Origin of the sequence: Mycobacterium sp. 20KCMC460, assembly GCF_022179425.1 — a bacterium.
Classification (GTDB): domain Bacteria; phylum Actinomycetota; class Actinomycetes; order Mycobacteriales; family Mycobacteriaceae; genus Mycobacterium; species Mycobacterium kiyosense.
This window is the reverse complement of sequence record NZ_AP025524.1, coordinates 4834582-4855436: the sequence shown is the minus strand read 5'-3', so window position 1 is coordinate 4855436 and position 20855 is coordinate 4834582. Positions and strand designations below refer to the sequence as shown.

20 protein-coding genes are annotated in these 20855 nt (G+C 64.1%); 3 read left to right on the top strand and 17 right to left on the bottom strand.

Annotation, left to right across the window (positions count from 1 at the left end; translation table 11 throughout):
* Positions 1-53: 53 nt before the first annotated feature.
* A complete protein-coding gene (locus MKCMC460_RS22345) occupies positions 54-1310 on the bottom strand; it encodes a cytochrome P450 (protein WP_238304831.1) in 1257 nt (418 codons plus the stop codon).
* Between the two features lie 341 nt (positions 1311-1651).
* Between MKCMC460_RS22345 and MKCMC460_RS22340 the strand changes: the two genes are divergently transcribed.
* Together MKCMC460_RS22340 and MKCMC460_RS22335 are read left to right on the top strand one after the other, a co-directional pair.
* Positions 1652-2812, top strand: a complete 1161-nt coding sequence (locus tag MKCMC460_RS22340) for an aromatic ring-hydroxylating dioxygenase subunit alpha (protein WP_370653196.1) — start codon at positions 1652-1654, stop codon at positions 2810-2812.
* Complete coding sequence (locus MKCMC460_RS22335; protein WP_236977174.1) at positions 2809-3615, top strand: SDR family NAD(P)-dependent oxidoreductase; 807 nt, start codon at positions 2809-2811, stop codon at positions 3613-3615. The genes MKCMC460_RS22340 and MKCMC460_RS22335 overlap by 4 nt, the downstream gene beginning before the upstream one ends.
* 99 nt (positions 3616-3714) lie before the next feature.
* Here the strand turns inward: MKCMC460_RS22335 and MKCMC460_RS22330 are convergent, their stop codons facing one another.
* From MKCMC460_RS22330 to MKCMC460_RS22275, 12 genes are all read right to left on the bottom strand, one after another.
* Positions 3715-4365: a TetR/AcrR family transcriptional regulator gene (locus tag MKCMC460_RS22330; protein WP_236977173.1), complete on the bottom strand. Its 651-nt coding sequence runs from the start codon at positions 4363-4365 to the stop codon at positions 3715-3717.
* 37 nt (positions 4366-4402) lie between these two features.
* Entirely contained in the window at positions 4403-5929 is a 1527-nt protein-coding gene (locus MKCMC460_RS22325) for a class I adenylate-forming enzyme family protein (protein WP_236977172.1), read from the bottom strand.
* A gap of 24 nt (positions 5930-5953) precedes the next feature.
* Entirely contained in the window at positions 5954-7120 is a 1167-nt protein-coding gene (locus MKCMC460_RS22320; RefSeq protein WP_236977171.1) for a transporter, read from the bottom strand.
* Complete coding sequence (locus MKCMC460_RS22315) at positions 7117-7875, bottom strand: Zn-ribbon domain-containing OB-fold protein (protein ID WP_236977170.1); 759 nt, start codon at positions 7873-7875, stop codon at positions 7117-7119. The genes MKCMC460_RS22320 and MKCMC460_RS22315 overlap by 4 nt, the downstream gene beginning before the upstream one ends.
* Positions 7872-8768: a hypothetical protein gene (locus MKCMC460_RS22310; RefSeq protein ID WP_236977169.1), complete on the bottom strand. Its 897-nt coding sequence runs from the start codon at positions 8766-8768 to the stop codon at positions 7872-7874. Before MKCMC460_RS22310 ends, MKCMC460_RS22315 begins: the two co-directional genes overlap by 4 nt.
* A gap of 7 nt (positions 8769-8775) precedes the next feature.
* Positions 8776-9954, bottom strand: coding sequence for an aromatic ring-hydroxylating dioxygenase subunit alpha (locus tag MKCMC460_RS22305; protein ID WP_236977168.1), 1179 nt, complete (start codon positions 9952-9954; stop codon positions 8776-8778).
* Between the two features lie 5 nt (positions 9955-9959).
* Positions 9960-11192 carry a cytochrome P450 gene (locus MKCMC460_RS22300; RefSeq protein ID WP_238304829.1) on the bottom strand — a complete coding sequence of 411 codons (1233 nt, stop codon included), beginning with the start codon at positions 11190-11192 and terminating at the stop codon, positions 9960-9962.
* Between the two features lie 43 nt (positions 11193-11235).
* The gene (locus tag MKCMC460_RS22295) at positions 11236-12111 is read right to left on the bottom strand and encodes an SDR family NAD(P)-dependent oxidoreductase (RefSeq protein ID WP_238304828.1); all 876 of its coding nucleotides are present in this window, start codon (positions 12109-12111) and stop codon (positions 11236-11238) included.
* A gap of 364 nt (positions 12112-12475) precedes the next feature.
* Entirely contained in the window at positions 12476-12670 is a 195-nt protein-coding gene (locus MKCMC460_RS22290; protein WP_236977167.1) for a ferredoxin, read from the bottom strand.
* A 306-nt stretch (positions 12671-12976) separates the two neighbouring features.
* Entirely contained in the window at positions 12977-14218 is a 1242-nt protein-coding gene (locus MKCMC460_RS22285; RefSeq protein ID WP_236977165.1) for a hypothetical protein, read from the bottom strand.
* Between the two features lie 17 nt (positions 14219-14235).
* Positions 14236-15390, bottom strand: a complete 1155-nt coding sequence (locus tag MKCMC460_RS22280; RefSeq protein WP_236977163.1) for a sulfotransferase — start codon at positions 15388-15390, stop codon at positions 14236-14238.
* A gap of 2 nt (positions 15391-15392) precedes the next feature.
* The gene (locus tag MKCMC460_RS22275) at positions 15393-16151 is read right to left on the bottom strand and encodes an SDR family NAD(P)-dependent oxidoreductase (protein WP_238304827.1); all 759 of its coding nucleotides are present in this window, start codon (positions 16149-16151) and stop codon (positions 15393-15395) included.
* 95 nt (positions 16152-16246) lie between these two features.
* Here MKCMC460_RS22275 and MKCMC460_RS22270 point away from each other — a divergent pair, with 95 nt between their 5' ends.
* The gene (locus MKCMC460_RS22270; protein ID WP_236977159.1) at positions 16247-16870 is read left to right on the top strand and encodes a TetR/AcrR family transcriptional regulator; all 624 of its coding nucleotides are present in this window, start codon (positions 16247-16249) and stop codon (positions 16868-16870) included.
* A gap of 30 nt (positions 16871-16900) precedes the next feature.
* On the opposite strand, the gene MKCMC460_RS22265 is transcribed toward MKCMC460_RS22270, so the two are convergent.
* The 4 genes from MKCMC460_RS22265 to MKCMC460_RS22250 form a co-directional block, all read right to left on the bottom strand.
* Entirely contained in the window at positions 16901-17809 is a 909-nt protein-coding gene (locus tag MKCMC460_RS22265) for a bile acid:sodium symporter family protein (RefSeq protein ID WP_236977157.1), read from the bottom strand.
* Between the two features lie 101 nt (positions 17810-17910).
* On the bottom strand, positions 17911-18486 hold the full coding sequence (locus tag MKCMC460_RS22260; RefSeq protein WP_236977155.1) for a TetR/AcrR family transcriptional regulator: 576 nt from the start codon (positions 18484-18486) through the stop codon (positions 17911-17913).
* A 64-nt stretch (positions 18487-18550) separates the two neighbouring features.
* The gene (locus tag MKCMC460_RS22255; protein ID WP_236977153.1) at positions 18551-19666 is read right to left on the bottom strand and encodes a TIGR03857 family LLM class F420-dependent oxidoreductase; all 1116 of its coding nucleotides are present in this window, start codon (positions 19664-19666) and stop codon (positions 18551-18553) included.
* Positions 19667-19676: 10 nt separating this feature from the next.
* Positions 19677-20768 (bottom strand): ecdysteroid 22-kinase family protein, encoded by a 1092-nt coding sequence (locus MKCMC460_RS22250; protein ID WP_236977151.1) that lies wholly within the window; start codon positions 20766-20768, stop codon positions 19677-19679.
* Positions 20769-20855: the final 87 nt, after the last annotated feature.

Genomic DNA, 20855 nt, shown 5'->3' with positions numbered 1-20855 from the left:
TCCAACAACGAGATTCGGGCGTTCGACCTGAACTCCAGGTACTAGAACGAAGCTCACGCCGTGGGCTGCGCCGGCTGCGCCTCAGGGGTGAAGCGCGTGTGCAACTCCAGCACGCCCCGCACCTGCGCGGTGTTCGACACCGAGGGTCGATCGGGATCGGGCTCGATGTCGGGCAGCCGACGCAGCAATTCCTCGAAGGCGATGCGAAGCTCGACGCGGGCCAGATGAGAGCCCAGGCATCGGTGCGGGCCGGTGCCGAAGGACAGGTGCCGGTTCGGGGTGCGGCTCACTTGCACGTCGTCGGGATTGTCGAACTCCCGTCCGTCTCGGTTGGCACCGGCGAGCATGACCAACATCTGATCGCCGGCCCGCAGCTGCACACCGCCCAGTTCGGTGTCGTGCACCACCCGGCGTCCCATGGAGACTGCCGCCTCCATACGCAGCACCTCTTCCACTGCGGCAGGAATCAGGCTGGGATCTGCGACCAGCGTTGCCCGCTGGTCCGGGTGAGCGGCCAGATGGATGATGCCCCAGGCCAGCGACCCCTGGGTGGTGTGCAATCCGGCGATGAGCAACAGCATGAAGATGTTGCACAGCTCTTCATCGGTGAATTGTCTTACCTCACCGTCGATTTCGATGTAACTGTTGATGATGGATGCGGTGACGTCGGAAGCGTCGACCGAGCGGTTGCGCCGGTCGGTGACCACGGCGCCGAAGTAATTCATCATCCGCGCGGCCGCGGCGGCCCGGGCTGCCGCGGACTCCTCTTCGGTGCCGCCCGGCACGCCGTGCAGCGTGGTGTCGGTCGCTTCGGTGAACATCGGCGCGTCCTGCAACGGCCAGCCCATCAACGCCAGGAAAACCCGCGCCGGCAGCTCGTGGGCGAATTCGGATATGTACTCCGCTGATCCGCGCGCGGCGAACCCGTCGATCAACTCCGTCACGATGGCTCGGATCTGGGGTTCCAGCGCGTTCATGCGGTTCGGGTTGAAAAGTGGTTGCAGCGCATGCCGGAGCACCGTGTGCAGCGGCGGATCGTATTCCAGGGGAATGAATTTGCCGAAGCCGTGCGGAACCAGGTTGTTGGGATAGCTGGAGAATCGGGCGGGGTCGCGCAGCACCTCCGCGACTTCCTTGTATTGGGTGACCACCCAGTGACCGCCGTAGTGCGGGGAGTACACCACTGGACCCACCGCCGCCAGCTCCTGAACTCGCTGTTGGAACACGTCTTTCGGGGCGGCCAAGGCGGGGTCGTAGACGTCGAAGTCGACGACGAGCTCAGCGGGGACTGTGTCGGTGGTAGTGGTCATAACAAGCTTGCTCCTAAGCCGTACCATTTGCTGCGCTGACTGTGTTCCTGGGGCTGCCCAGTCGGCCCGGGTAAGCCGTCCGTGCCTTCCCGGGCACTGCCGACCGATGCCCGTTGGGGCGGCGGGCAATGCCTATAACTTATGAGTATAGGTAAACTGTGTCAAGCGTCACATCCGCTGGTCAGCCGCTTATTTGCGGCATCACCTCAGCCGGCGTGCGAGTGCTCGGCGCGATGACGGCCTTTGTTTGTCCATATGAATGGTGTAAACCTAGTGATAGTAGATATTACGCGACGCGCTTGGCATGGTGAATCGCAAGGAGGCACGGCGTGACGAAGGCTCTGGCGGGTTCGGCGGCGCCCCACGATCGCATCTCGAAGCTGCTCAACCACCTGAAAAACGGCACCACAGCGGAATTCGACGACGTGGTAACCATCCAGCCCAGCGAGTTCACCGATCCGGCGATCGCCGCGCGCGAACGCGAACTGGTGTTCGGCCGGGTGCCCTCGATCGTGTGCCACGGCTCGGAGATACCGCGCCCGGGCGACTTTCTCACGCTGCAGATGCCACGCAACAAGGTCATCGTGGTGCGTCAGAGCGACGGCGGTGTGAAGTCATTCGTCAACCACTGCCGGCACCGCGGCGCGCTCCTCGAGGAGCAGGAGCGAGGCAGCTGTCGGCTGTTCTCCTGTGGATACCACCGTTGGTCCTACAACCCCGACGGCTCGTTACGCGCGGTGACGCGGGGCAACACCTTCGGCGATGTGGATCGCGCCGCGCATGGGCTGATCGAGCTGCCCACCGAGGAACGCCACGGACTGGTATGGATGGTCGATGAGGCCACGGCGTCCATCGACGTGTCCGCTTGGCTGGGCGAGGCTTTCGATGAGCTGCTGGGCAGCTATCCGCTCGAGCGGCTCGTCACCTTCCGCAGCGCGGCCTATGACGAGCCGGTCAACTGGAAGATCATGCAGGACGCCTTCATCGACAACTACCACATCCAGTACGCGCACCCCAATTCCGCGGGAAAGCACGTCTACACCAATGTGCAAACCGTCGAGGACTACGGGCGTCACGTACGCATGACCACCCCACGCAAGTCGATCGACCGTGTCCTGGACGACGACCCGTCGATCGAGCTGCTGACCAAACACATCATCGACGGCCATTTCCTCTTACCCAACAGCACTTTGCTTCGCCAGACCACGCATTTCGAGTTGCTGACATTTCGGCCACACCCCACCGAGCCCGGCCGTTGCCGGATGGAGATGCGGATGATGGTTCCCAGCGTCGCGGACTCAGGCATGGATGACGCACGGTGGCAACAGCTTTGGGAGAAGAACTGGGCCATCCTGCAAGCCGTGCTTTTCGACGAAGACTTTCCGCTGCTACGCGGATCACAGCAGGCCATGGAAAGCGCGAACGCCGGACCGATGCTGCTCGGGCGAAACGAGTTGGTGAACCATATATTTCGCCGAGAGCTGCAAAAGCTCACATCGTGACCGAAGGCAATGCCGACCAGCCGCTCGATGCTGCACAACGGCCACCCTTCAGCTACGACCTGAGCGGCACCACGGTGGTGGTCACTGGCGGAAACGACGGCATTGGTGCGGCTTTGGCCAGAGGTGCGGGGCTGGCGGGCGCGGCGGTGGCGATCTGGGCGCGAAACGAGGCCCGCAACGAGGCGACAGTGGCCGCACTGCGTGCCGAGGGCATCGAAGCCTGGTCGGTAATGTGTGACGTGGCCGTCGAAACCGACGTCGAAAGCGCCATGAGCGCCACCCTGCAACGTTTCGGTCGCGTCGACAGCTTGTTCGCCAATGCGGGCATCGCAGACTTCGCCCCGTATGTCGAAACGCCCCTGGCCGATTGGCAGCGCGTCCTGCGCACCAACCTCGACGGCAGCTTTCTGACCACACGAGCCGCTGCCAGGCACATGGTCGACCGCGGGAGCGGATCCATCGTGGTGGTGTCGTCGATGGTGGCGCGCTATGGTGCCGCACGCCAGGCCGCCTACGCCGTGACCAAGACCGGCTTGGTCGGTCTGGGCCGGACCCTGGCTGTGGAACTGGCCCGCCATGGTATCCGGGTGAACATCTTGGTACCAGGGTGGACGACCACCGCAATGAACGAGTTCCTGCGTGCCGATCCGAGATTCATGAAGGCTGCTACCGCGCGAATCCCGTTGCGCCGCTGGGCAACCGCCGATGACTACCTGGCTATCGCACCGTTTCTTGCGCACCCCGGGCTGACGTACCACACCGGCAATGAAGTGGTTGTCGACGGGGCCTACAGCGTCTTCTGAGCGACGAAGCCGTTTCAGGGGCCACCATCAGCGCGAAGCCCGACTACCCGGCGGCCTTGACCAGACCGGGTTCAGCTCTATCGGTTTTGCCGAGCGTGCCTACTTGTCGCCCGTCTCGGGCATAAACGCGGGCAGCACGAAACGTTGAAGCATTTCCCGGGTTGCGGGCTCGTCGACGCCGGCAACATCGCGGCGCCCGACCAGAATGAACTGCACCAGCGCCAGCCACTGGCCCACCGCCAGAACGTCGAGATCCGAACGGATTTCGCCGCGCTGGATCGCCCGTTGCAGCACCGGCTCCCACATCTCGGCGGTGAGCTCGACGACCAGCGCGGATCCGTTCACGATCGGCGTGGTCACACCGAGGCTCTCGGGGCCGACCAGGATCCGCACGATCGGGTCCTTGCGGCCATGGTCGACGAGGTACAACAGCCCTTCGACGAGTTGCCGGTCGAAAGACTCGAACCCGAAGATATAGTCGCGGGCACGATCGAACAACATCCGCGTGCGCCGTTCGATCAAGGCGCACAACAGATTGTCGCGGTCGCCGAAGTAGCGGTACACGGTGGGACGAGATACACCGGCCTGCTTGCCGATGTCGTCCATCGTGGTCTTCGAGACGCCGTAGCGGGCGATGACATTCTCGGCCGCGGCCAGGATCTGTTGGCGCGCCTCGGCGGCATCGGTGCTCAGGACGCTGGTGTTGGTGCGCCGCTTGGCCCTGCCGTGGCCGGCCAGGCTGAGGGACATCCCCGGCGGGGGTAGCAGAACCGCACCGGCCCCGGAGTCATCTCGCCCGGGTGAATCGTTGGCTGATGTCATGATATTCCTCTCGGACAGCCTGTTTGGCGATCTTTCCGCTAGGCAACCGGGGCAGTGGGTCCGACCGCAGCACCACATACCGTGGCACTTTGTAGTCGGACAACAGTCGCTCGCAGTGCGCGATCACCGCGGCCTCGTCCAGGCCTTCGGCGTCGGGTTTCACCGTGATGATCGCCGCCGGCGTCTCACCGAAGCGTTCGTCCGGCGCCACGATCACGGCCACTTCGGCGACACCGTCAAGGCTGCCGATGGTCGCTTCCAGTTCCACCGGAGAGATGTTGATTCCACCGGAGATGATCAGGTCCTTCATCCGGTCGACGAACTTGATGCGTCCCTGTTCGTCGCGCGTTCCCAGATCCCCGCTGTGTAGCCAGCCGTCCCGGATTGCCGCGGCCGTAGTCTGCGGATCGTCCCAATATCCCGGCGTTACCCCGGGACCGCGCACCACGATCTCGCCGTGTTCACCAGGTCCGACCACCGAGCCGTGTTCGTCCACCACCGCGACTTCGGTGAAGATGGAGCCGCTGCCACAGGAGTCGGGATGGGCCATCGCGTCGGCTCTCTGTGTCGCGGTCGCGACACCGCCCGCTTCGGTCATTCCGTAGATCTGGCGCAGCAACACCCCTTTGTCGGCCCAGCGCTTCAGCAGGTCCGTAGGCACCGCCGCTCCGCCGACGATTGCGGTTTGCAGCGAGCTCAAGTCCGCGTTGCGGAATTCTTCGGCACGAGAAAGAGACTCGAAGATCAGCGGGACGCCGAAGATCGCGCGGACGGAGTGCTGCTCGATAAGTTTGACCGCGCGCGACGGGTTGAGTTCTGGCTCGACGATGAGCGTTCCGCCCAGCACCGTGGTGATCAGCAATCCGTACACCAGGCCCGGCGTGAAAGCCAACGGCAGGACCAGTAACGTCACGGTGCCCGGTCGGAAACCCTCTTCGGTCAGCGTGTTTTCCAGCACCATGGCCAGCAGCGTGTTGCTGGTCAGGATCACGCCTTTGGAGAGGCCGGTGGAGCCGCTGGTGAAGATCACCGCGATCGGCTCGTCGCCGGCCGGGTCGACGCGGAAATCGTCGGGAGCGCCGGTTCGTTCGGCGTCGACGTAGTCGAAAGACAGCACCGCGAATTCCCGGCCGGCCTCTCGTGCCTCGTGCGCTACGGCGGTATGGGTGGGGGCGGCGATCAGTAAGCTGAGCCCGGCGTCGTCGGCGATCTTGCGGATTTCGGCTGCCTTGAGGCGGGCGTTGAACGGCACCATCACCGCGCCGGACTTCATGATCCCCAACGCCGCCACTGGCCACTGCAGGGCGTTGGGCGCCAGCACGCCGACCCGATCACCGGGTTTGACGCCATCGTCGACCAGCCGACGTGCCAGCCGACCGGACCAGTCGTGCAGCTGCCGATAGCTGAGTTGCTCCGCACCGAGGATGATGGCGGGTTGATCGCCCTTGGTCCTTGCCCACCAGTGCAGTGCGGAGCCGACTGTCGCGGCCATTTTCCTCCTCGTTTCCCCAGCGGGTCAGATGGTGGCGGCCGACCCGAACACCGTCGAGCTCACCAGCGGGGCCATCGGTCCGCCGATCAGCAGCGAAACATCAGCATCGACAACAGGATTGGGCGAGCCACCGCGAATCTGCCGCACCGCCTCGGCGACCAGGCCGATGCCGTGCACGAAACCTTCGGCGATGTTTCCACCGGCGGTGTTGATGGGGAGGTGGCCACGCTGGACGGTCAAGTTGTCGACGGTGAGGACCTCGCCGGCGGCCGGCCCAGGTGGGCACAATCCGTGATCGATCATCGACGCTACCGCCGGACCGGTGAAGTTCTCATACACCTGCGCCACGTCGACGTCGTTCGCCGTCAGCTGCGCGCCCTCCCACAGCCGCTTCACCAAAGCGGGATGAAATCCCGCGCTGGTGTAGTTGCTTTCGTTCTCGACCGATTCGGTCCAGCCGGCCGCCGCGCCCTGTACGCCGGACAGGATGTAGGCCGGCGTCCCGCGGTAGTCCCCGACGCGCTCCGCGCTGACCACCAAAACCGCTGTGGCACCGTCATTTTCGCGAGAGCAGTCAAAGAGTCGTAGCGGTTCGGAGATGAGCCGAGCGCCCCGATAGCGGTCATGATCGAGTGGCTGACCGTAGGCTACCGCGCTCGGATTGTTTTGTGCGTGGTGGTAACCGGCCAGCGCAATCGCTTCCATCGTCGAAGGTGGTACCCCGTCGACTTCGAGCATCCGCTGGGTGCGCATCGCACACACCTGGGCCGGAGCCATCATGCCGTGTGCGGCGTAGAGGTGGCCCATGTGTCCCTTGTTGTATGCCCCGCGACCGTCGGTGGCCTCGGACAGGCCGCGGTAGACCGCTACGCAGCTGGCCTGACCGCTGTGTACCGCGGCGGCAGCGCAGTTGACTGCGGCAGCGACCGCACCGCCGCCGCCGCCCCACACCTGGGTCGACCAGCGCACTTCATGGACGCCCAGCGCGGCGCCGATAGCCAGACCTTCGCTGGAATCCCCTGCGTAGGAAACGAACCCGTCCACGGCGCGCGGATCGGCACCCGCATCGTCGCAGGCCCGCAGAATGGCCTGCAGCACCAACTGTGCCGACGACAGCGGGCTGGTGCCGCGTTTGTAGTAGTCGGTGGATCCCACACCCACCACTGCGGTCGAACCTCGAAACCCGCTCACCGGACGCCTCCGTCCGAATCAGGCTGTAAGTGCCAGCGCAGCAGGGGCCAGTACCGGTCGTCGGGCGGCTGCTCGATGGTTCCACGAACGGCCGCTCCGATGCGCGGGGTCAGCCCGTCGGCGTGGGCGAGCACCCCGAGCACCCGGCGGTTGGCGGCTGCGGGGAGTTCGACGAGCACCACCACGTAGGGAAGGTGGCCGGTGGCCTCCGGGGTAAAGGGTTGCCAGGTGCGTGTCCACGAGTAGATGGTTCCCACCGGTTCGACGTCCTCGAATTCCAGTTCGAAACAATGGCAGCCCGGGCAGATGGGGCGCGGCGACCAGATCCAGCTCGTGCACCGCGGACAGCGCTGTATCAGTAATCTTCCCGCTCGTAGCCCCTCCCAGTGCGCGGTGTCCAAACCGTCGGGGGACGGGCCGGTGAGACTCGTCCACGGCGGGGTGTCCGGGATGTTGCGGACGCTGGCCACTCGCCAGCTGCCATCGGTGAACCGCACCCAGTGGCTGCGCAATTCGAACCATTGGTCGTCGAGCTTGGTGTACCGAATGGTGACGTCGTAGCTGCCCGGCTCTGCTTCGCGGATGGTGCGCACCTGCGCGTCCTTGAGCTGGTCCGGGACTTTGGCTGAGGCTATCAACTGACCTACGCGGTCGGGCAGAAAATCTGCCAGCACTGTCTTGTTGTCGCCTGCGGCAACAGCTTTACCGTGGGATTCGGCGGTGCTGGCCAAGTCGGCCGGAATCGTGTCGCTCATCGGTGGCCCCCGATTTCGTAGCGCACATCCGTGCGGTCGTGTTGGAAGCCGGCCATCCGGCAGGCGTTGACCATCGCTGTGTCGTCGGCGTCGACGTAAACGATCACGCCGGTAAGTCCGGCCTCGTGCGCGACGGCCGCCGCGCCGTCGAGGAGTCGGCGGCGCTGGGCCACTTCGGCCGCCGGCGGAGCGCTGGCGGACACGATGGTGCCGCAGCGGCCGAATTCGTCGGACGCCACGGCCCGCAGATCCAGTGCTACGACTCCAAATATGCGCCCCGCCTCACGCAGCGCATAGGTGTGGCCTCCGCCCGGGGACGCCGACACCCAGCTCAGCTCGGCGAGTGATGTATCGTCGGCGGGTTCGAGAACCGGTGCAGCGGTGGCATCTTCGAGTGTGTCGGTCGAGCGGATAAGTTTCCACACCCGTCGGGTGCGCGGGATGAGGAACCGGTTCGAAAGCCGGCCGGCAGCCGGATGGTTGCCCTGTGCCCAAGCGGTCACCGTATGCGCACCGGTGTCCAGCCAGCCGCCGGGAGCGGACGTGTCCAAGCCGACGCGTTCCACCAGAAGCGTCATGATCCCGATCGAACGCAGACTGGGGTCTATGACGGCGCTGGCGTAGGCCGATCCGTCCGGCTGGCAACTGAGTTGCAGCAACCCGGCGATCCGTTCGGGTTGATCGGGCTCACCCATGGCGGTGGCGTGCGGCAGCATCCAGATCAACAGGTGGCGTTGTGACGAATTTGGTTGGGACATAGCGCGATCGACGTCGGCAAAGTCGATCCGATTGTATTCCGGCTCAGCGTCGTAGTCGGCGGCGCGGCCGAGTAGGTCGGACAGTTCGGCCGATTCGTCGGCACTGAGCGTGGTCCGCCATTCATATTTGATCATGGTGGGGTCATTCTGTGCCGCTGCCTTCGGCGATCAGCTTTTTGGTCTCCCGGCGAAATACCTGGTTGGCGGTTTCGTTGCGGCCCAGCAGCATATCGCCGGCATCCGCGCTGGCCATGCCGCGCTGCGAATTGCGCAGCAACGGGAAGTCCTCGTTGTGCAGGACGGCCAGCAGAATCTCCCAGTTCTTGTCCCACCGGCGGTTCCAGTGCGCCTCGTCCATGCCGGACTCTTCCTGACTGGGAACCATGAGTCGCTGCTCCATGCGCGACTGGGCGGGATCGCTCGGATGGGGGCGGAAGGTCAACAGCTGGAAGTGGTCTGGCTGGCGGAGCAACGTGCTGTTCGGCAGCAGGAAATGCGTCTCGGTGACGTAGCGGTCCAGCTCGCGGTCGCCCGGATCCTCTTCCAGCCAGCGGTCGATGGACTTACGAGGCGCGATGAATCGGCAGTGCCGACCGAAGTCCTCGAATGCCATCACATTGGTGTGGATGATCTTGCCCGCGGTGTTCGGGTGCGCGTACTGAATGTGGTAGCCGTCGAGGAACGCATCCTGCATGATCTTCCAGTTGGTCGGTTCGTCGAAACCGGCCGACCGTACGCATTGGAGTTTGTCCAGGTGATAGCCCGCCAAGATCGAATCCATTTCCGGGCCCAGCCAGGCCGCGACGTCGATCGAAGCGTGAGCGTTGTCGACCACCCAGATGAAGCCGTGCCGCTCCTCACACGGCAACTCCACCAGCCCCTGCTTCTTACGGTCGATCTCGCCGAACGTGGCATCTCGGGTGACCATCCGCAGCGAGCCGTCGGGATCGTAGGACCAACGGTGGTAGGGGCAGGAGAAGAACCGGCACCTGCCCTTCTCGTTGTCCTCCAACAGCGCGCCGCGGTGCCGGCACAGATTGACGAACGCCTTGACGCCGCCGTCTTTTTGGCGCACGACGATGACGTTGTTGCGTGGCATCTGCACGGTCATGAAGTCGTACGGACGCGCGATCTCGGTGCCGTGGGCGATGATCGATGGGACCCGGCCGAAGATGAGATCCCGCTCCTGTTGCGCGAGCACCGGATCGGTGAACTCGCTCGCGGAAAAGCCGACGACGTCGTCGAACTTGTCGGTCGTCTCGTTGCGCAGCAGCTCGATCGCGCGACGGATTCGGTCCTGACGGGGCAGTGATGTGGTCATCGGACTCACTTCTCTGGTGTGAAGGTGATCGGCATGCGAAGGCAGCCGCGCACCTGCGTCGAGTGGAAGATGGGGGGATCCTCTTCCACCAGTTGATAATCGGGGATACGCCGGTGTAACTCTTCGAGGGCGACAGTCAACTCGATGCGCCCGAGATGGGAGCCCAGGCAGCGGTGCACCCCGGCGCCGAAGGACAAGTGCCGGTTGGGGGAGCGGTTGATGTCGAATTTGTCGGGTTCGGGGAAGGTATCCGGATCACGGTTGGCCGAACACAACATCAGCAACAGCTGGTCGCCGGCGGCGATGTTGACACCGCCGAGTTCGACGTCGCGGGTTGCCCGGCGGCCGGCGGCGACGGCCGCTTCGATGCGGAGTATCTCCTCCACCGCCTTGGGGATCACGGCCGGGTCGGCCAGGATGAGCTCTCGTTGGCTGGGGTTGTTGACCAGATGCACGATGGCCCAGGCCAGCGATCCCTGCACGGTGTGCAGACCACCCATCAACAGCAAGTAGAACATCAAGATGAGCTCTTGGTCCTCGAGCAACCTTGTGCCGTCCGGTAATTCGACCTCGGTATTGATCAGGGTGGACGTCGCGTCGTCGCGTGGATTGTTCCGGCGGTCCTCGATCACCTTCTGGAAGTAGCCGGCCACGGTCAGACCGGCGGCGATGCGGGCCTGGTCGGACTCCTCTTGCGTGCCACCAGGTTTTCCGAACAACACGATGTCGGTGGCCTCGGTGAACAGCGGGGCATCTTCCAGCGGCCAGTCCATCAGGGCCAAGAAGATCCGGGCCGGTAACTCGTGGGCGAACTCGGAGATGAATTCGGCGTGGCCCTTCGACGCGAACCCGTCGATCAATTCATTGACCACGGTCCGGATTTCGCCCGACAGCTTCTTCATGCGCTGCGGACTGAACAGCGGTTGGAGGACCTGACGGTAGGCGGTGTGTTCCGGCGGGTCGAGCTCGAGCGGAATGAATTTACCGAAATCGACGGGTGTGACGAGGTTGTTCGGGTGACTGGAGAATGTCTCCGGGTCGGTGAGCACCTGATGAATTTCCTTGTACCGGGTGATTACCCAGTGGCCACCGTAGGCCGGCGAGTACACGACGGGGCCTTTGGCGGCCAGCTCGGCCACTCGCTCCTGAAACACGTCGACCGGGGTGGCCAGGTCCGGGTCGTAGACGTCGAAGTCGGTGACGAGGTTCGGGGGTACGCGGTCCATAGCTGTTGTCATCTCTTTACGCTCCAATCGTTGGCGAACTCAGTTCGGCACCAGTTCAATTCGCCGTGGGAACGGGCTCGGGGTTGAGGTCGTCGGGGAACCACATTCCGACGCGGGCAAGGGTTCCTCCGTCGGTGGCGCCGAGGGTGGCCCCGGAGATGTAGGCCGAGTCGTCGGACACCAGGAACAACGCCACCTTGGCATTGTCGAGCAGCGACGGGGGGCGGGGGATTTTCAGTGGGATCGGCGACACGGTGGGATTCCACGGGCCCGCAACCTCTTCGTAGGACTGGCCCACCACCGGGGTTCCCGGGGGCATCAAGAAGTTGGGTGACATGCCATGGGTTGGCGCAATGGCGTTGACCCGTATTCCGTAGCGGCCGAGGTCCAGACTCAGGGCGCGTACCAAGCCGTTGACGCCGGCTTTGGTCGCACAGTACATGGGGATCTTTGGGTAGGCGACGAGAGAGGCCGCCGAGGACGTGGCGAGAATGGTGCCGCCGCCATTGGCTTTCAGGTGGGGGACCGCGGCCTGGGCGGTGTAGATGACGCCACTCAGGTTGACGCCCAGCACATGTTGCCAATCGGCTTCGGTCATATCCTCGAACTCGATGGCCGGTTCGGTACCGAGGGCCGCCGCACCGCCGCGCGACACGATTCCCGCGTTGGCCCAGGCGATGTCAAGCTTGCCGAAATGATCGACGGTGTTGGCCACCGCGGCGGTTATCTGGTCCTTCTGCGCGACGTCGGCGGTGATTGCGATCGCGTCACCGCCCTGTTGCTCGACCAGCTTTGACGCCTGCTCGGCACGATCCGAGTCGATGTCGACGATCGCGATTCTGGCGCCTTCGGCAGCGAACAGTTGCGCCGCCTGCCTGCCGAGGCCGGAACCCGCTCCGGTGATCAAGGCTACTTTGCCCTCGAGTTTCATCGTGCTCCTTCGGTTGGCGGTGCGCCCCCGGCCCGAATGGCCTCCGGTATCGAAGCCCTGGGCTGATGGGCGAGGTCGTGGCACTGTGGCAGCACGCCGGTGTGACCCCGGCTACATTTGGCTGTCGCCTTAAACTTACGACACTAGGTATGAAACGTCAATCAAGAAATGTCAGCTGGATTGCGGTCACCAGTCCGGTCGGCCCCGACGGTGTCGCGGATCTACCGAAAAATTGTCCTGAAAGGCGGATATCTTCCGGCTGACGGGTCGCGGCAGGAAGGTGTCACGCGTCGGACCTGCGGCGCGGGTCTGCGACGCTTTAACCTATGGCGAGAAGGTTATTAGCCGGCAGCGCCGATAGTCGCTAGTCCTCTTCGAGGATCAGCGCAAGCTCCGGGCAGGCGTTGACGCCATCGCGCGTCACCTGTTCGTCGCCGGCGCTGACGACGTGGTCCTGCAGGATTGAGTAGCCTTCGTCGTCGATCGGGAACAGATCCGGGTCCACCGCATAGCACTGCGCATGCCCAGCGCACTTGCTGCGTTCAAGGCGCACCTTCATTGCCTATCGCCTCCCAAAACAGTTCGGCGCCAAAGGGGCTGGTCGGTCATATCCCGCACTGCGCAGTTCGGAGACCTGGGCGCATTCACGCAAAACTATAGGCTTAAGTTGTTTTCGAGTCCAGGATGCGCCGCCTGCCGAGGGCTCAGGATCGCCTGTCCGGTAGGCGCTCCTATCACGCCCACCTCGCCAATCCGACTGGTGGGCCGCCGGTCCAGACGGGCTCTTTGCCGAGTCGCGTCGCCGAACGTCACGCTGGCGCAACCCGGGGCGGCCACAGCTGCGCTGGCGTGACGCCGGGGCGCCCTACCACCGCCGGCGCAACTGTGCACCCATCCGGCGCTTACGAATCTCGGCCTCTCGCTGGGCCGGTGTCACGTCGCGTACCTGGGGCCCGAGTTCGGCACGCACATCTGCGAACTTAACCAGCTTCGCCTTGGGCTCGTAGTCGTTGGTACGGTCCATGCGTCCCCAGAGAAAGCCCCTGCGGTGGCCCACGGTGTCCAGCCAGTTCCACACCCCGGGATCCCGATCGCAGACCACGACACGGAACACCCCCGCCGCGTCGGGTTCGGCCTGTGATCCGTTGATTCCGATGAGCCGGTTGTAGAAGTCGAGGGTGTTGGTCACCTCGTTGGCAAGCTGCAGGTTCCAGTACCGGCATTCGCCGGGAGCGATTTCGAGGATCAACGCCTCGTCGGGCTGCAGGTCGAAGCGGCCCGCGATGTACCACTGTCCGGCGCGGCCGGCCTGGTCCGGGGCGTAATCGATCTTGACCAGATTGTTCACCAATCCCGGTGCCCCGAGACCGGATTCGGCGTGGATCGGCACATCGAGGGTCTTCAGAGACGCATACATGAACTCGGGGACGCGGGCCAGCATCCCTTGGATCTCCTCGGCCGTCCTGCGGGGCTTCGCGGCGGGTGTGTCGAGACGGTCGACGGCGATTCGCGCGTCGACCTCATTGATCCAGTCGTAGGCGAATTGGCGCACGAGAAGGTAGTTGGTTTTCGGCGGCAGCGGCCACCAGTCGCCCGTCCAGCCGTCGGGGCGCCGTGCGCTCAGAATTACTTCGAACCAGCCCGCGTCGTCGATGGTGACATCGTCGTCGAGATCATAGTTCGCCAGTGTCGGACCGAAACTGAAGTCGTCATTGAGCTTTCCCCATGCGAATACCGAACCGTCGCCGAGCTGCAGGTCGACGACGCGCAGGGTGCCGCGAAAACCGGCGAGTTTATACACGCCGCTGTCGTCAATCGGGGTCATGTAGTACACGCCGTCGGGATTGATGTTGCCACCGTTGTTGAAAACCTGCCCCCAGCAAGGGAAGAAGTCGGGGTGGTGGTCGTTCGCCCAGGCCACCGTCATGAAGCCGGCGCCGATTTCCGAGTACAGAAACCACAGTAGCTCCGCGCGCAGTTGCGGGTCGTCGTCGACCTCAGGCCACATCTCGGCGACCTGTCCGCCGAGCTCGAGAAGCGGTTCGGTATAGGCGCGCCACTGCTTGTCGGCGGCGGCGATCGCGTCCGCTCGTGCCTGCTCTGCCATTCTCGATCCTTTCTCCGCTAAAGGTACTTTTCGTAGCGGTCGATGTACGGGGCGAATGAGGTTTCGACGAACGACGCCTCGACGTTGTAGTCGGCCAACGTGTCTCGGCACGGCTGGTGGTTGCGTCCCGCATCCATTGCGAGCCAGGCTTCAATATTGTCGATCGCCCGCTCGGTCAGTTCCATGCCAAGGAAGTCGTAAACGGCTTTCGCGACGCCGATTTCGTCGCTCGTGATGTCATTGAATCGCAGGTCGAGGGTTTTGGGCTCCGGATAGGTTGCCCGCCAGGCAAGATGGCCCTTTTGAGCTTCGGCGAAGTTGTGGATCATCGTTTCCCCGGCGACGGCGGTGAAGTCGGCGTCGCTGTATTTCGAGCGGCTGCCGCACATCAGGTTGCACATCGATGCCACCGTCTGCAGCGGGTGGCGATGGGTGACAATGAAATCCGTACCGGTGAACACCGCCGAGTAGGCGCCCTCGAAGCCGAACATCGATGGGGTCTTGAACACCCAGCGCCTGCCCAATCCCCGGTAGTGCTGCCATTGGATGTACTGGATGGTTCTGCGCATGTCCTCGAACGCCGCCAATGGCGACGATCGCAGCACGTACTCGATGTACGTCGGGACGTCGAGCAACGCCGCCCAGGTATAGAGACTGTTGAAGCCGGCGTCGAGCAGGCTGAGTTCCTCTTCGGCTTCCTCGGCGAACATCGGGTGCGCGCGCTGGAAGCCGGGGGCCTGCGCACTGACATGCGCCAGGTGGCGGTAACCCGCCTCGATGCGCGGGTCGGGCCCATCCGGGTCGGCGTCCGGGAACGGCGCGAAATTCAATGATTGCCAGTACAGCAAGGCATTGAAATCGCCTGTGGCCGCGAGCATTCGGTGCAGCTTGGTGGATCCCGTGCGCGGCATACTGGTGATGTAGACCGGCGGCAGCACCTCCTCGTCCGCGATTTCGGGGTGCAGCTGCAGGTCCCGGTTCATCCGGAGCCGGTTCACCAACACCCGCAACAGTTCTTCCTTGAGAGCCTCCTCGTACTGCGGCGTCAAGCCAGCCTCGTCGTTGATCGACTTGATCAACACGGCCATGCCGTCGGCGAACTGCATGTCGCCGTAATCGTCGAGCCCGGCCATCGTTCTCGCCTCGTTCAGCAGCGATTGCGCTTTCAGCATGACTAGACCACCACACCCATTCCACCGTCGACGTTCAGCGTGCAGCCCGTCACGTACGAGGCGTCCGGGCCCGCGAGATAGGCCACGGTACGGCCGATGTCGGCCTCCGGATCGCCGAATCTGCGCATCGGGAAACGTGCCAGCAGCGCGTCGCGGATTTCGCCTTCGGGGTAGAGCATGTCGAGCGCGTCGGAGGCCACGGCGGGCGAGATCACGTTCACGGTGATGCCGTGCTGGCCCCACTCCTGGGATACGGTGCGCGTCAATGCCCTAACTCCCTCTTTCGTCGCGGCGTACGCGCTGAAACCGGGCCAGTTCAAGTAGCCCACCATCGAGCAGGTGTTGATGATTCGGCCGTACCCTCGTTCCCTCATGGGCTCGAAACAGGCCTGCATGAAATTCCAGGTGCCCAGAAAGCCGGATTCCCAGGTCTCGCGCAGCTCGGGCTCGGTCCAGGTCTCGAAGGGATGGTCGACGGGAATTCGCTGTGCGTTGTTGACCAGAATGTCGATGCGACCGAAGCGATCCAACGTGGCAGCCACGGCGGCATCGACCTGTGCCCGGACGCTGACGTCGCATTCCAGCGGCAGCGCAGTCCCGCCGATCTCCTCGATCTCGACTGCAACTTTCTCCACGCCGGCCATGGTGGTGGCAACCAGTGCGACGGCGGCTCCCTCTTTTGCAAGGGCCAGCGCCTCACCGCGGCCCACCCCCCGGCTCGCTCCGGTGACGATAGCCACCCGGCCGGACAACCCACCCATCGCACGCCTCCTTTGGCGGCTGAAATTTTACTCGGGCGCCTAAAAATATTGACACCGCGTATGCGCTGTCAAGGGTTTGCCTAAAGTTTTGGGTTATGGCTGAGCTCCCGGAGACCTTGTCACCGAAGCAGCTGGCAAAGCGGGGCGAGATAATCGCTGCGGCGCAACGGATTCTCTTACGCGACGGCCCCGGGCGTTGCACCACCCGCGCGGTGGCGCGGGAAAGTGGACTCAACCAGGGTCTGATCTATTACTACTTCGAATCCCTGGAGGACATCCTCGACGCCGCCATGGGCGCTTTCGCCGACGACCTCGTCGCCGCCATCGACGGCGCCAGGGACGCCGAAGCCAATGTCACCGACCGGTACTGGGCACTGTTTGAGGCGTACTTCGGAATCTTCGCCGAACAACCAGGTTTGGCGACCGCCTGGTTCGAATACTGGATCATTGCAACTCGCAGCGGCCGTACCGACTCCCTGGCCAAAGTCCAGGACACCGTCGTCGAGCACCTCGAGCAGGTCCTGGCCGAGACCGGTGTCGACGATGCGGCGGTGCGGGCTCGCCTTGCGATGTCGTACATCCTCGGCGTCCTGATCAGAAGCTGGGCCCGGCCCAACGACCTGGCGGGCGTGCGCGCCGAAATCGAGCGCTTGGCCTACGCGGTGCTGGGTGGACCGACCCAAACGGCAGACGATGCTGGCGACGCGGCGAATCCCTAGCTGGGCCGAAGACCGAGCCCTCAGCGAGCCCTAAGCGGGGTCTTCTTGCGGGTCCTTTGACGGGTCGGATTGATCGGCGGAAATGACCCGGCGCGCGTCGGGATCACGGAACGAAGGGTCCAGTCTGCGAACGGTGAAAATGAATGCCAGGGCGATGAATATCGCGATAATTCCGTAGACCGCTGCCGGGATGGCCATCTCGGCATTGTTGAGCAGCTGCGGGCTCAGCGCGATTCCCATGGCCAATACCCCGTTGTGCATGCCGACCTCGAGGCCCATCGCGATCGCTTGCCTGCCGGCCAGACGCATCAGACGCGGTGCCAGATAGCCGACGGTCAGGCTGGTCACACAGAACGTCGCAACGGCGCCGCTCAGCACGCCGAAGTAGTGCGACAGGGTTCCCCAGGACTTGGCCAGCGTCACCGCGATGATGAGCACCAACAGCAATGCCGCGGCTATCCGGATCGGCAGCTGGAGCCGCCGGGCAAGCTCGGGAAAGCGGTGGCGGATGAAAACGCCAATCGTCGTAGGGATGAACACGAGCCCGAACACCCCGAGGAACTTGTCCCATTGCAGTGGTAGAAACCGCCCGTCCCCGAGAAACCAGGTCATCGAAATCGCGAGTATCACGGGTACCGCGACGATCGAGAGCACCGCATTGATGGCGGTCAAGGTGAGATTGAGCGCTAAGTCCCCGTTGAACAGGTGACTCAGTATGTTCGCCGTCGTTCCGCCCGGGGTGGCCGCCATCAGCATCAGTCCGACCGCCAGATTCGGCGGAAGTGCAAAAACTTCGGCGATCAAGAGACACAGGGCCGGCAACAGCAGGGCTTGGCAAATCAATGCCACCGCCAACGGTCGCCGCAGGGTGGCGGCGCGCCGGAAGTCATCGATCGTGAGCGTGAGTCCCAGCGCCAGCATGACGACCGCGACGACCAAAGGAAAGTACCGATTGTCCATAACTCTCCCGATTAGCTATCGAGCCTGGCGTCTCTAGGCCGTCGCGGCCGACCAGGCGATCGAGTTGGGTGGACTATATCTCAGGGCCCCAGGATCCGTCGCAGTCCGGCAAGGTACTGCTGCTCGCTCACCTCCTCGCCGAACATTTCTGAAACCCTTGAGACGTGCGGGTATTCGCCGTTGTGCAGGTTGTGCGTCCAAGTCGAGCGCGGGCGGTCGTCGCCCGCTTGCGCCTCGGTGACGGCGAACATCGCAAAGCCGAGCGTATAGGTCGACAGGGTGCGCTGGAGCTCGAACGCTTCGCGGTCGCTGAACCCGGCGCGTTCCAATCGCGCGAGCACGCTCTCGATGATCTTGCCCTGGGCGGGCCCGAATACCGGCGATTCGGCAATGGCCCGGGTGACGTGCTGGTGCTCGAGGAAGCCGCGGTACACGGCGGTGAAAACCTCCTCCAGTGCGGCCCGCCAGGGTTTACCCATGTCGACCTGCGGGACGTTCTCCAACAACAGATCGGGCAGCATGGCCACGATGGCGTCTTTGGACGAGGCGTATCCGTAGATGGTCATCGGGCCCACACCGAGTTCCTTGGCCAGCCGGCTGATCGTCAGCGACGCCGACCCCTCCCGGTCGACGAGGTCAAATGCCGTGCGCGCCAACTTATCTCGGGTCAGTAGGGCCGGCCGCCCAGGTCGTCGGGGCGGCCGGGAGGTGCTTGCGTCGTCAGCGGGCGCGGTCACGCCAGGCCGCCACTAACTCGGCGTTCTGCGCCGGAGTCGAACCGTACGTGACGATTTCGTCGGCGCCGGCGTCGATGAACCTGCGCAAGTTGGTCACGCATTCATCGACGGTTCCGATGGCGCTGCAGTCCCACATGTACTCGTCGGGAATGACGCTGGCAACGTCCATCATCTCGTGACGCTGGAACTCCCGGTCTGCGACTTGGGTGATGTTCTCGAAGCGCTTGTGATTGCGGATCTTGTCGAGCAGGCCGAGGTCCCATCCGTTTGCGGTGCAGAGCTGTTCGCCGTAGCCCGGGTACTGCAGGTAGGTCACCATTCGCCCGTGCGCGATGGCGCGGGTTTCGAAGTCGTCCAGATTGGGCGCGGTGACCACCAGCGCCGCTACCCGAATCTCGTTGGGATCCCGTCCGATTCGCTCGCAGGCCTTGACGATGCGCTCCTTGGCGGCAGCTACGGCAGGCGGGTTCATCATCGGGATCAGGATGACGCCGTCGGCCTTGGCCGCGGCGAAACGCGCCCCGGCGGGGGCGCAGAAGCCGCCGAACCAGATCGGGGGAGGGTTGCCGTGGTAGCTCTCGGCGAACGACAGATCCTCGAAGGTGCCGACCGGGCCGTCGTAGCAGACGTGTTTGCCGGCCCACAGTTGACGCAGGATGTCGACGTAGTCGTGCATCTGCTCGAAGGTGGCCATCTTGATGCCGCTGCCGCGGAAGTATCCGTTGTCCCCTCGGCCGAGGCCCATGATGAAACGCTCGCCGTAGCAGGCTTGCATGGTGGCGCCGAACGCCGCGGCGGTCCAGGGGTGACGCGTCGTCGGATCGATCACGCCGGTACCGACCTCCAGCCTGCTGGTGCGTGCGGCCACGCCCGACAGGATCACGTCGGACCACTTGATGTCGATGCGTTCGGAGAGCCAGATGCGGCGGTAACCGATGCGCTCGGCGTCGACTCCGTCCTGGATGCCTTGGGCGGGGGTACGTGACACGGTGGCGTATTCGGAGTCCTGCTGCTTGGATGTCACCGCGCCGGCGATGATGAATGCACTCATGTCCTCGGCGACTGGCGCCAGTTGTGGCTCAACGTCGTTGGCTTCCATGTGCTTTCTCCTAGTCGAGGACGCTTTCGGCGTCCAGATCGGTGACGAAATCGGCTGCCTGAGCCACCATGCCGGCGAACATTTCGTCGCCGCGGTCGGACCGCGCGAGGGTTACCGAGACCCCCACGCTGAGCAGGAAAATGTAGAGCGAACACACCCGCAGGTTGCGCACGCAGTCATCGAACGAAAAGTTGTCGACACCGCCTTGCCGCAGGCGGTCATGGTACCGGCGCAACAGCGCATCCTGGTTGTCGCGGCGGTCCTTCACCGATAGACAGCTGGACAGCCATATCGCGGGGTCAATCATCGGCGGCGCCAATCGCACTGCCTGCCAGTCGATCACCGTCGCCTGCATGCCGGCCGCCTCGCCGCGGAACATGACATTGTCGAGCCGGAAGTCGCCGTGGGTGACCACCATCGGTCCGTGCCAAGCCAGCGCCGGGTAATCAGCGCCTTTCGGCGCGAGTCTTTCGACGGCGGCGAACTGATGAGGTTCGAGCCGGTCGGCGAACCGCTCCCGGAACAGGGGTAGTGCTGCGGGCACGCCATCGAAAAGTAGTTGAGTGCGGGCGGGCGAGGCGAGCCAGTCCAGTCCACGCAGGCCGGTGTCATCCCACAGTTCGGCATGCAGAAGCGCGATCTGATCCAGCGCTACCTCGGCTTGGCGCACCGTGCCGCCTGCCACCGCATCGCCGACCTGCCAGTCCTGTGAGAGGTCCTCGAGCACCAGCGTCACCCGCCCCGTTCCCGGCTCGAACGACCCCCAGTACAGTCGCGGCACGCTGATGGTCGAACGAGGCGCGACCTCCTGATAGAACCTCACCTCAGCTTCGTAGGCGCCGATGCCGACCCCCAGCTGGCGACTACCGGCATCCTCCGAGGGCAACTTCACGATGACCGACGTCGGCGCCCCGTCGGCGGGGCCCGCGTAGTCGAGCTCGGCGCGGGCGACCAGCCCGAGCTGGCCGGTTCCGTACAGCACCGCGTCCACCTTCTCGACGGCGGCGTCCGCTCCGAGCGCGCCCGCGGCACGCAGCGCGGCGGTGAACCACGCGGGAGTCAAATCGGCCGTCGTATCGGCCAGGCCGGCAGACATCGACATGGTTGCGGTCCTTTCCTCGAGCGGAACCGGTCCTGAACAGATTTTTTAAACTCTATACGAATTCTGCCAATTTTCGTATAGCATACG

Excerpts from the sequence above, each read along its gene's own strand:
- MKCMC460_RS22345 (WP_238304831.1), bottom strand. The coding sequence starts at position 1,310 with ATGACCACTACCACCGACACAGTCCCCGCTGAGCTCGTCGTCGACTTC.
- MKCMC460_RS22330 (WP_236977173.1), bottom strand. The coding sequence starts at position 4,365 with ATGTCCCTCAGCCTGGCCGGCCACGGCAGGGCCAAGCGGCGCACCAAC.
- MKCMC460_RS22325 (WP_236977172.1), bottom strand. The coding sequence starts at position 5,929 with ATGGCCGCGACAGTCGGCTCCGCACTGCACTGGTGGGCAAGGACCAAG.
- MKCMC460_RS22315 (WP_236977170.1), bottom strand. The coding sequence starts at position 7,875 with ATGAGCGACACGATTCCGGCCGACTTGGCCAGCACCGCCGAATCCCAC.
- MKCMC460_RS22310 (WP_236977169.1), bottom strand. The coding sequence starts at position 8,768 with ATGATCAAATATGAATGGCGGACCACGCTCAGTGCCGACGAATCGGCC.
- MKCMC460_RS22305 (WP_236977168.1), bottom strand. The coding sequence starts at position 9,954 with ATGACCACATCACTGCCCCGTCAGGACCGAATCCGTCGCGCGATCGAG.
- MKCMC460_RS22300 (WP_238304829.1), bottom strand. The coding sequence starts at position 11,192 with ATGACAACAGCTATGGACCGCGTACCCCCGAACCTCGTCACCGACTTC.
- MKCMC460_RS22295 (WP_238304828.1), bottom strand. The coding sequence starts at position 12,111 with ATGAAACTCGAGGGCAAAGTAGCCTTGATCACCGGAGCGGGTTCCGGC.
- MKCMC460_RS22290 (WP_236977167.1), bottom strand. The coding sequence starts at position 12,670 with ATGAAGGTGCGCCTTGAACGCAGCAAGTGCGCTGGGCATGCGCAGTGC.
- MKCMC460_RS22285 (WP_236977165.1), bottom strand. The coding sequence starts at position 14,218 with ATGGCAGAGCAGGCACGAGCGGACGCGATCGCCGCCGCCGACAAGCAG.
- MKCMC460_RS22280 (WP_236977163.1), bottom strand. The coding sequence starts at position 15,390 with ATGCTGAAAGCGCAATCGCTGCTGAACGAGGCGAGAACGATGGCCGGG.
- MKCMC460_RS22275 (WP_238304827.1), bottom strand. The coding sequence starts at position 16,151 with ATGGGTGGGTTGTCCGGCCGGGTGGCTATCGTCACCGGAGCGAGCCGG.
- MKCMC460_RS22270 (WP_236977159.1), top strand. The coding sequence starts at position 16,247 with ATGGCTGAGCTCCCGGAGACCTTGTCACCGAAGCAGCTGGCAAAGCGG.
- MKCMC460_RS22255 (WP_236977153.1), bottom strand. The coding sequence starts at position 19,666 with ATGGAAGCCAACGACGTTGAGCCACAACTGGCGCCAGTCGCCGAGGAC.
- MKCMC460_RS22250 (WP_236977151.1), bottom strand. The coding sequence starts at position 20,768 with ATGTCGATGTCTGCCGGCCTGGCCGATACGACGGCCGATTTGACTCCC.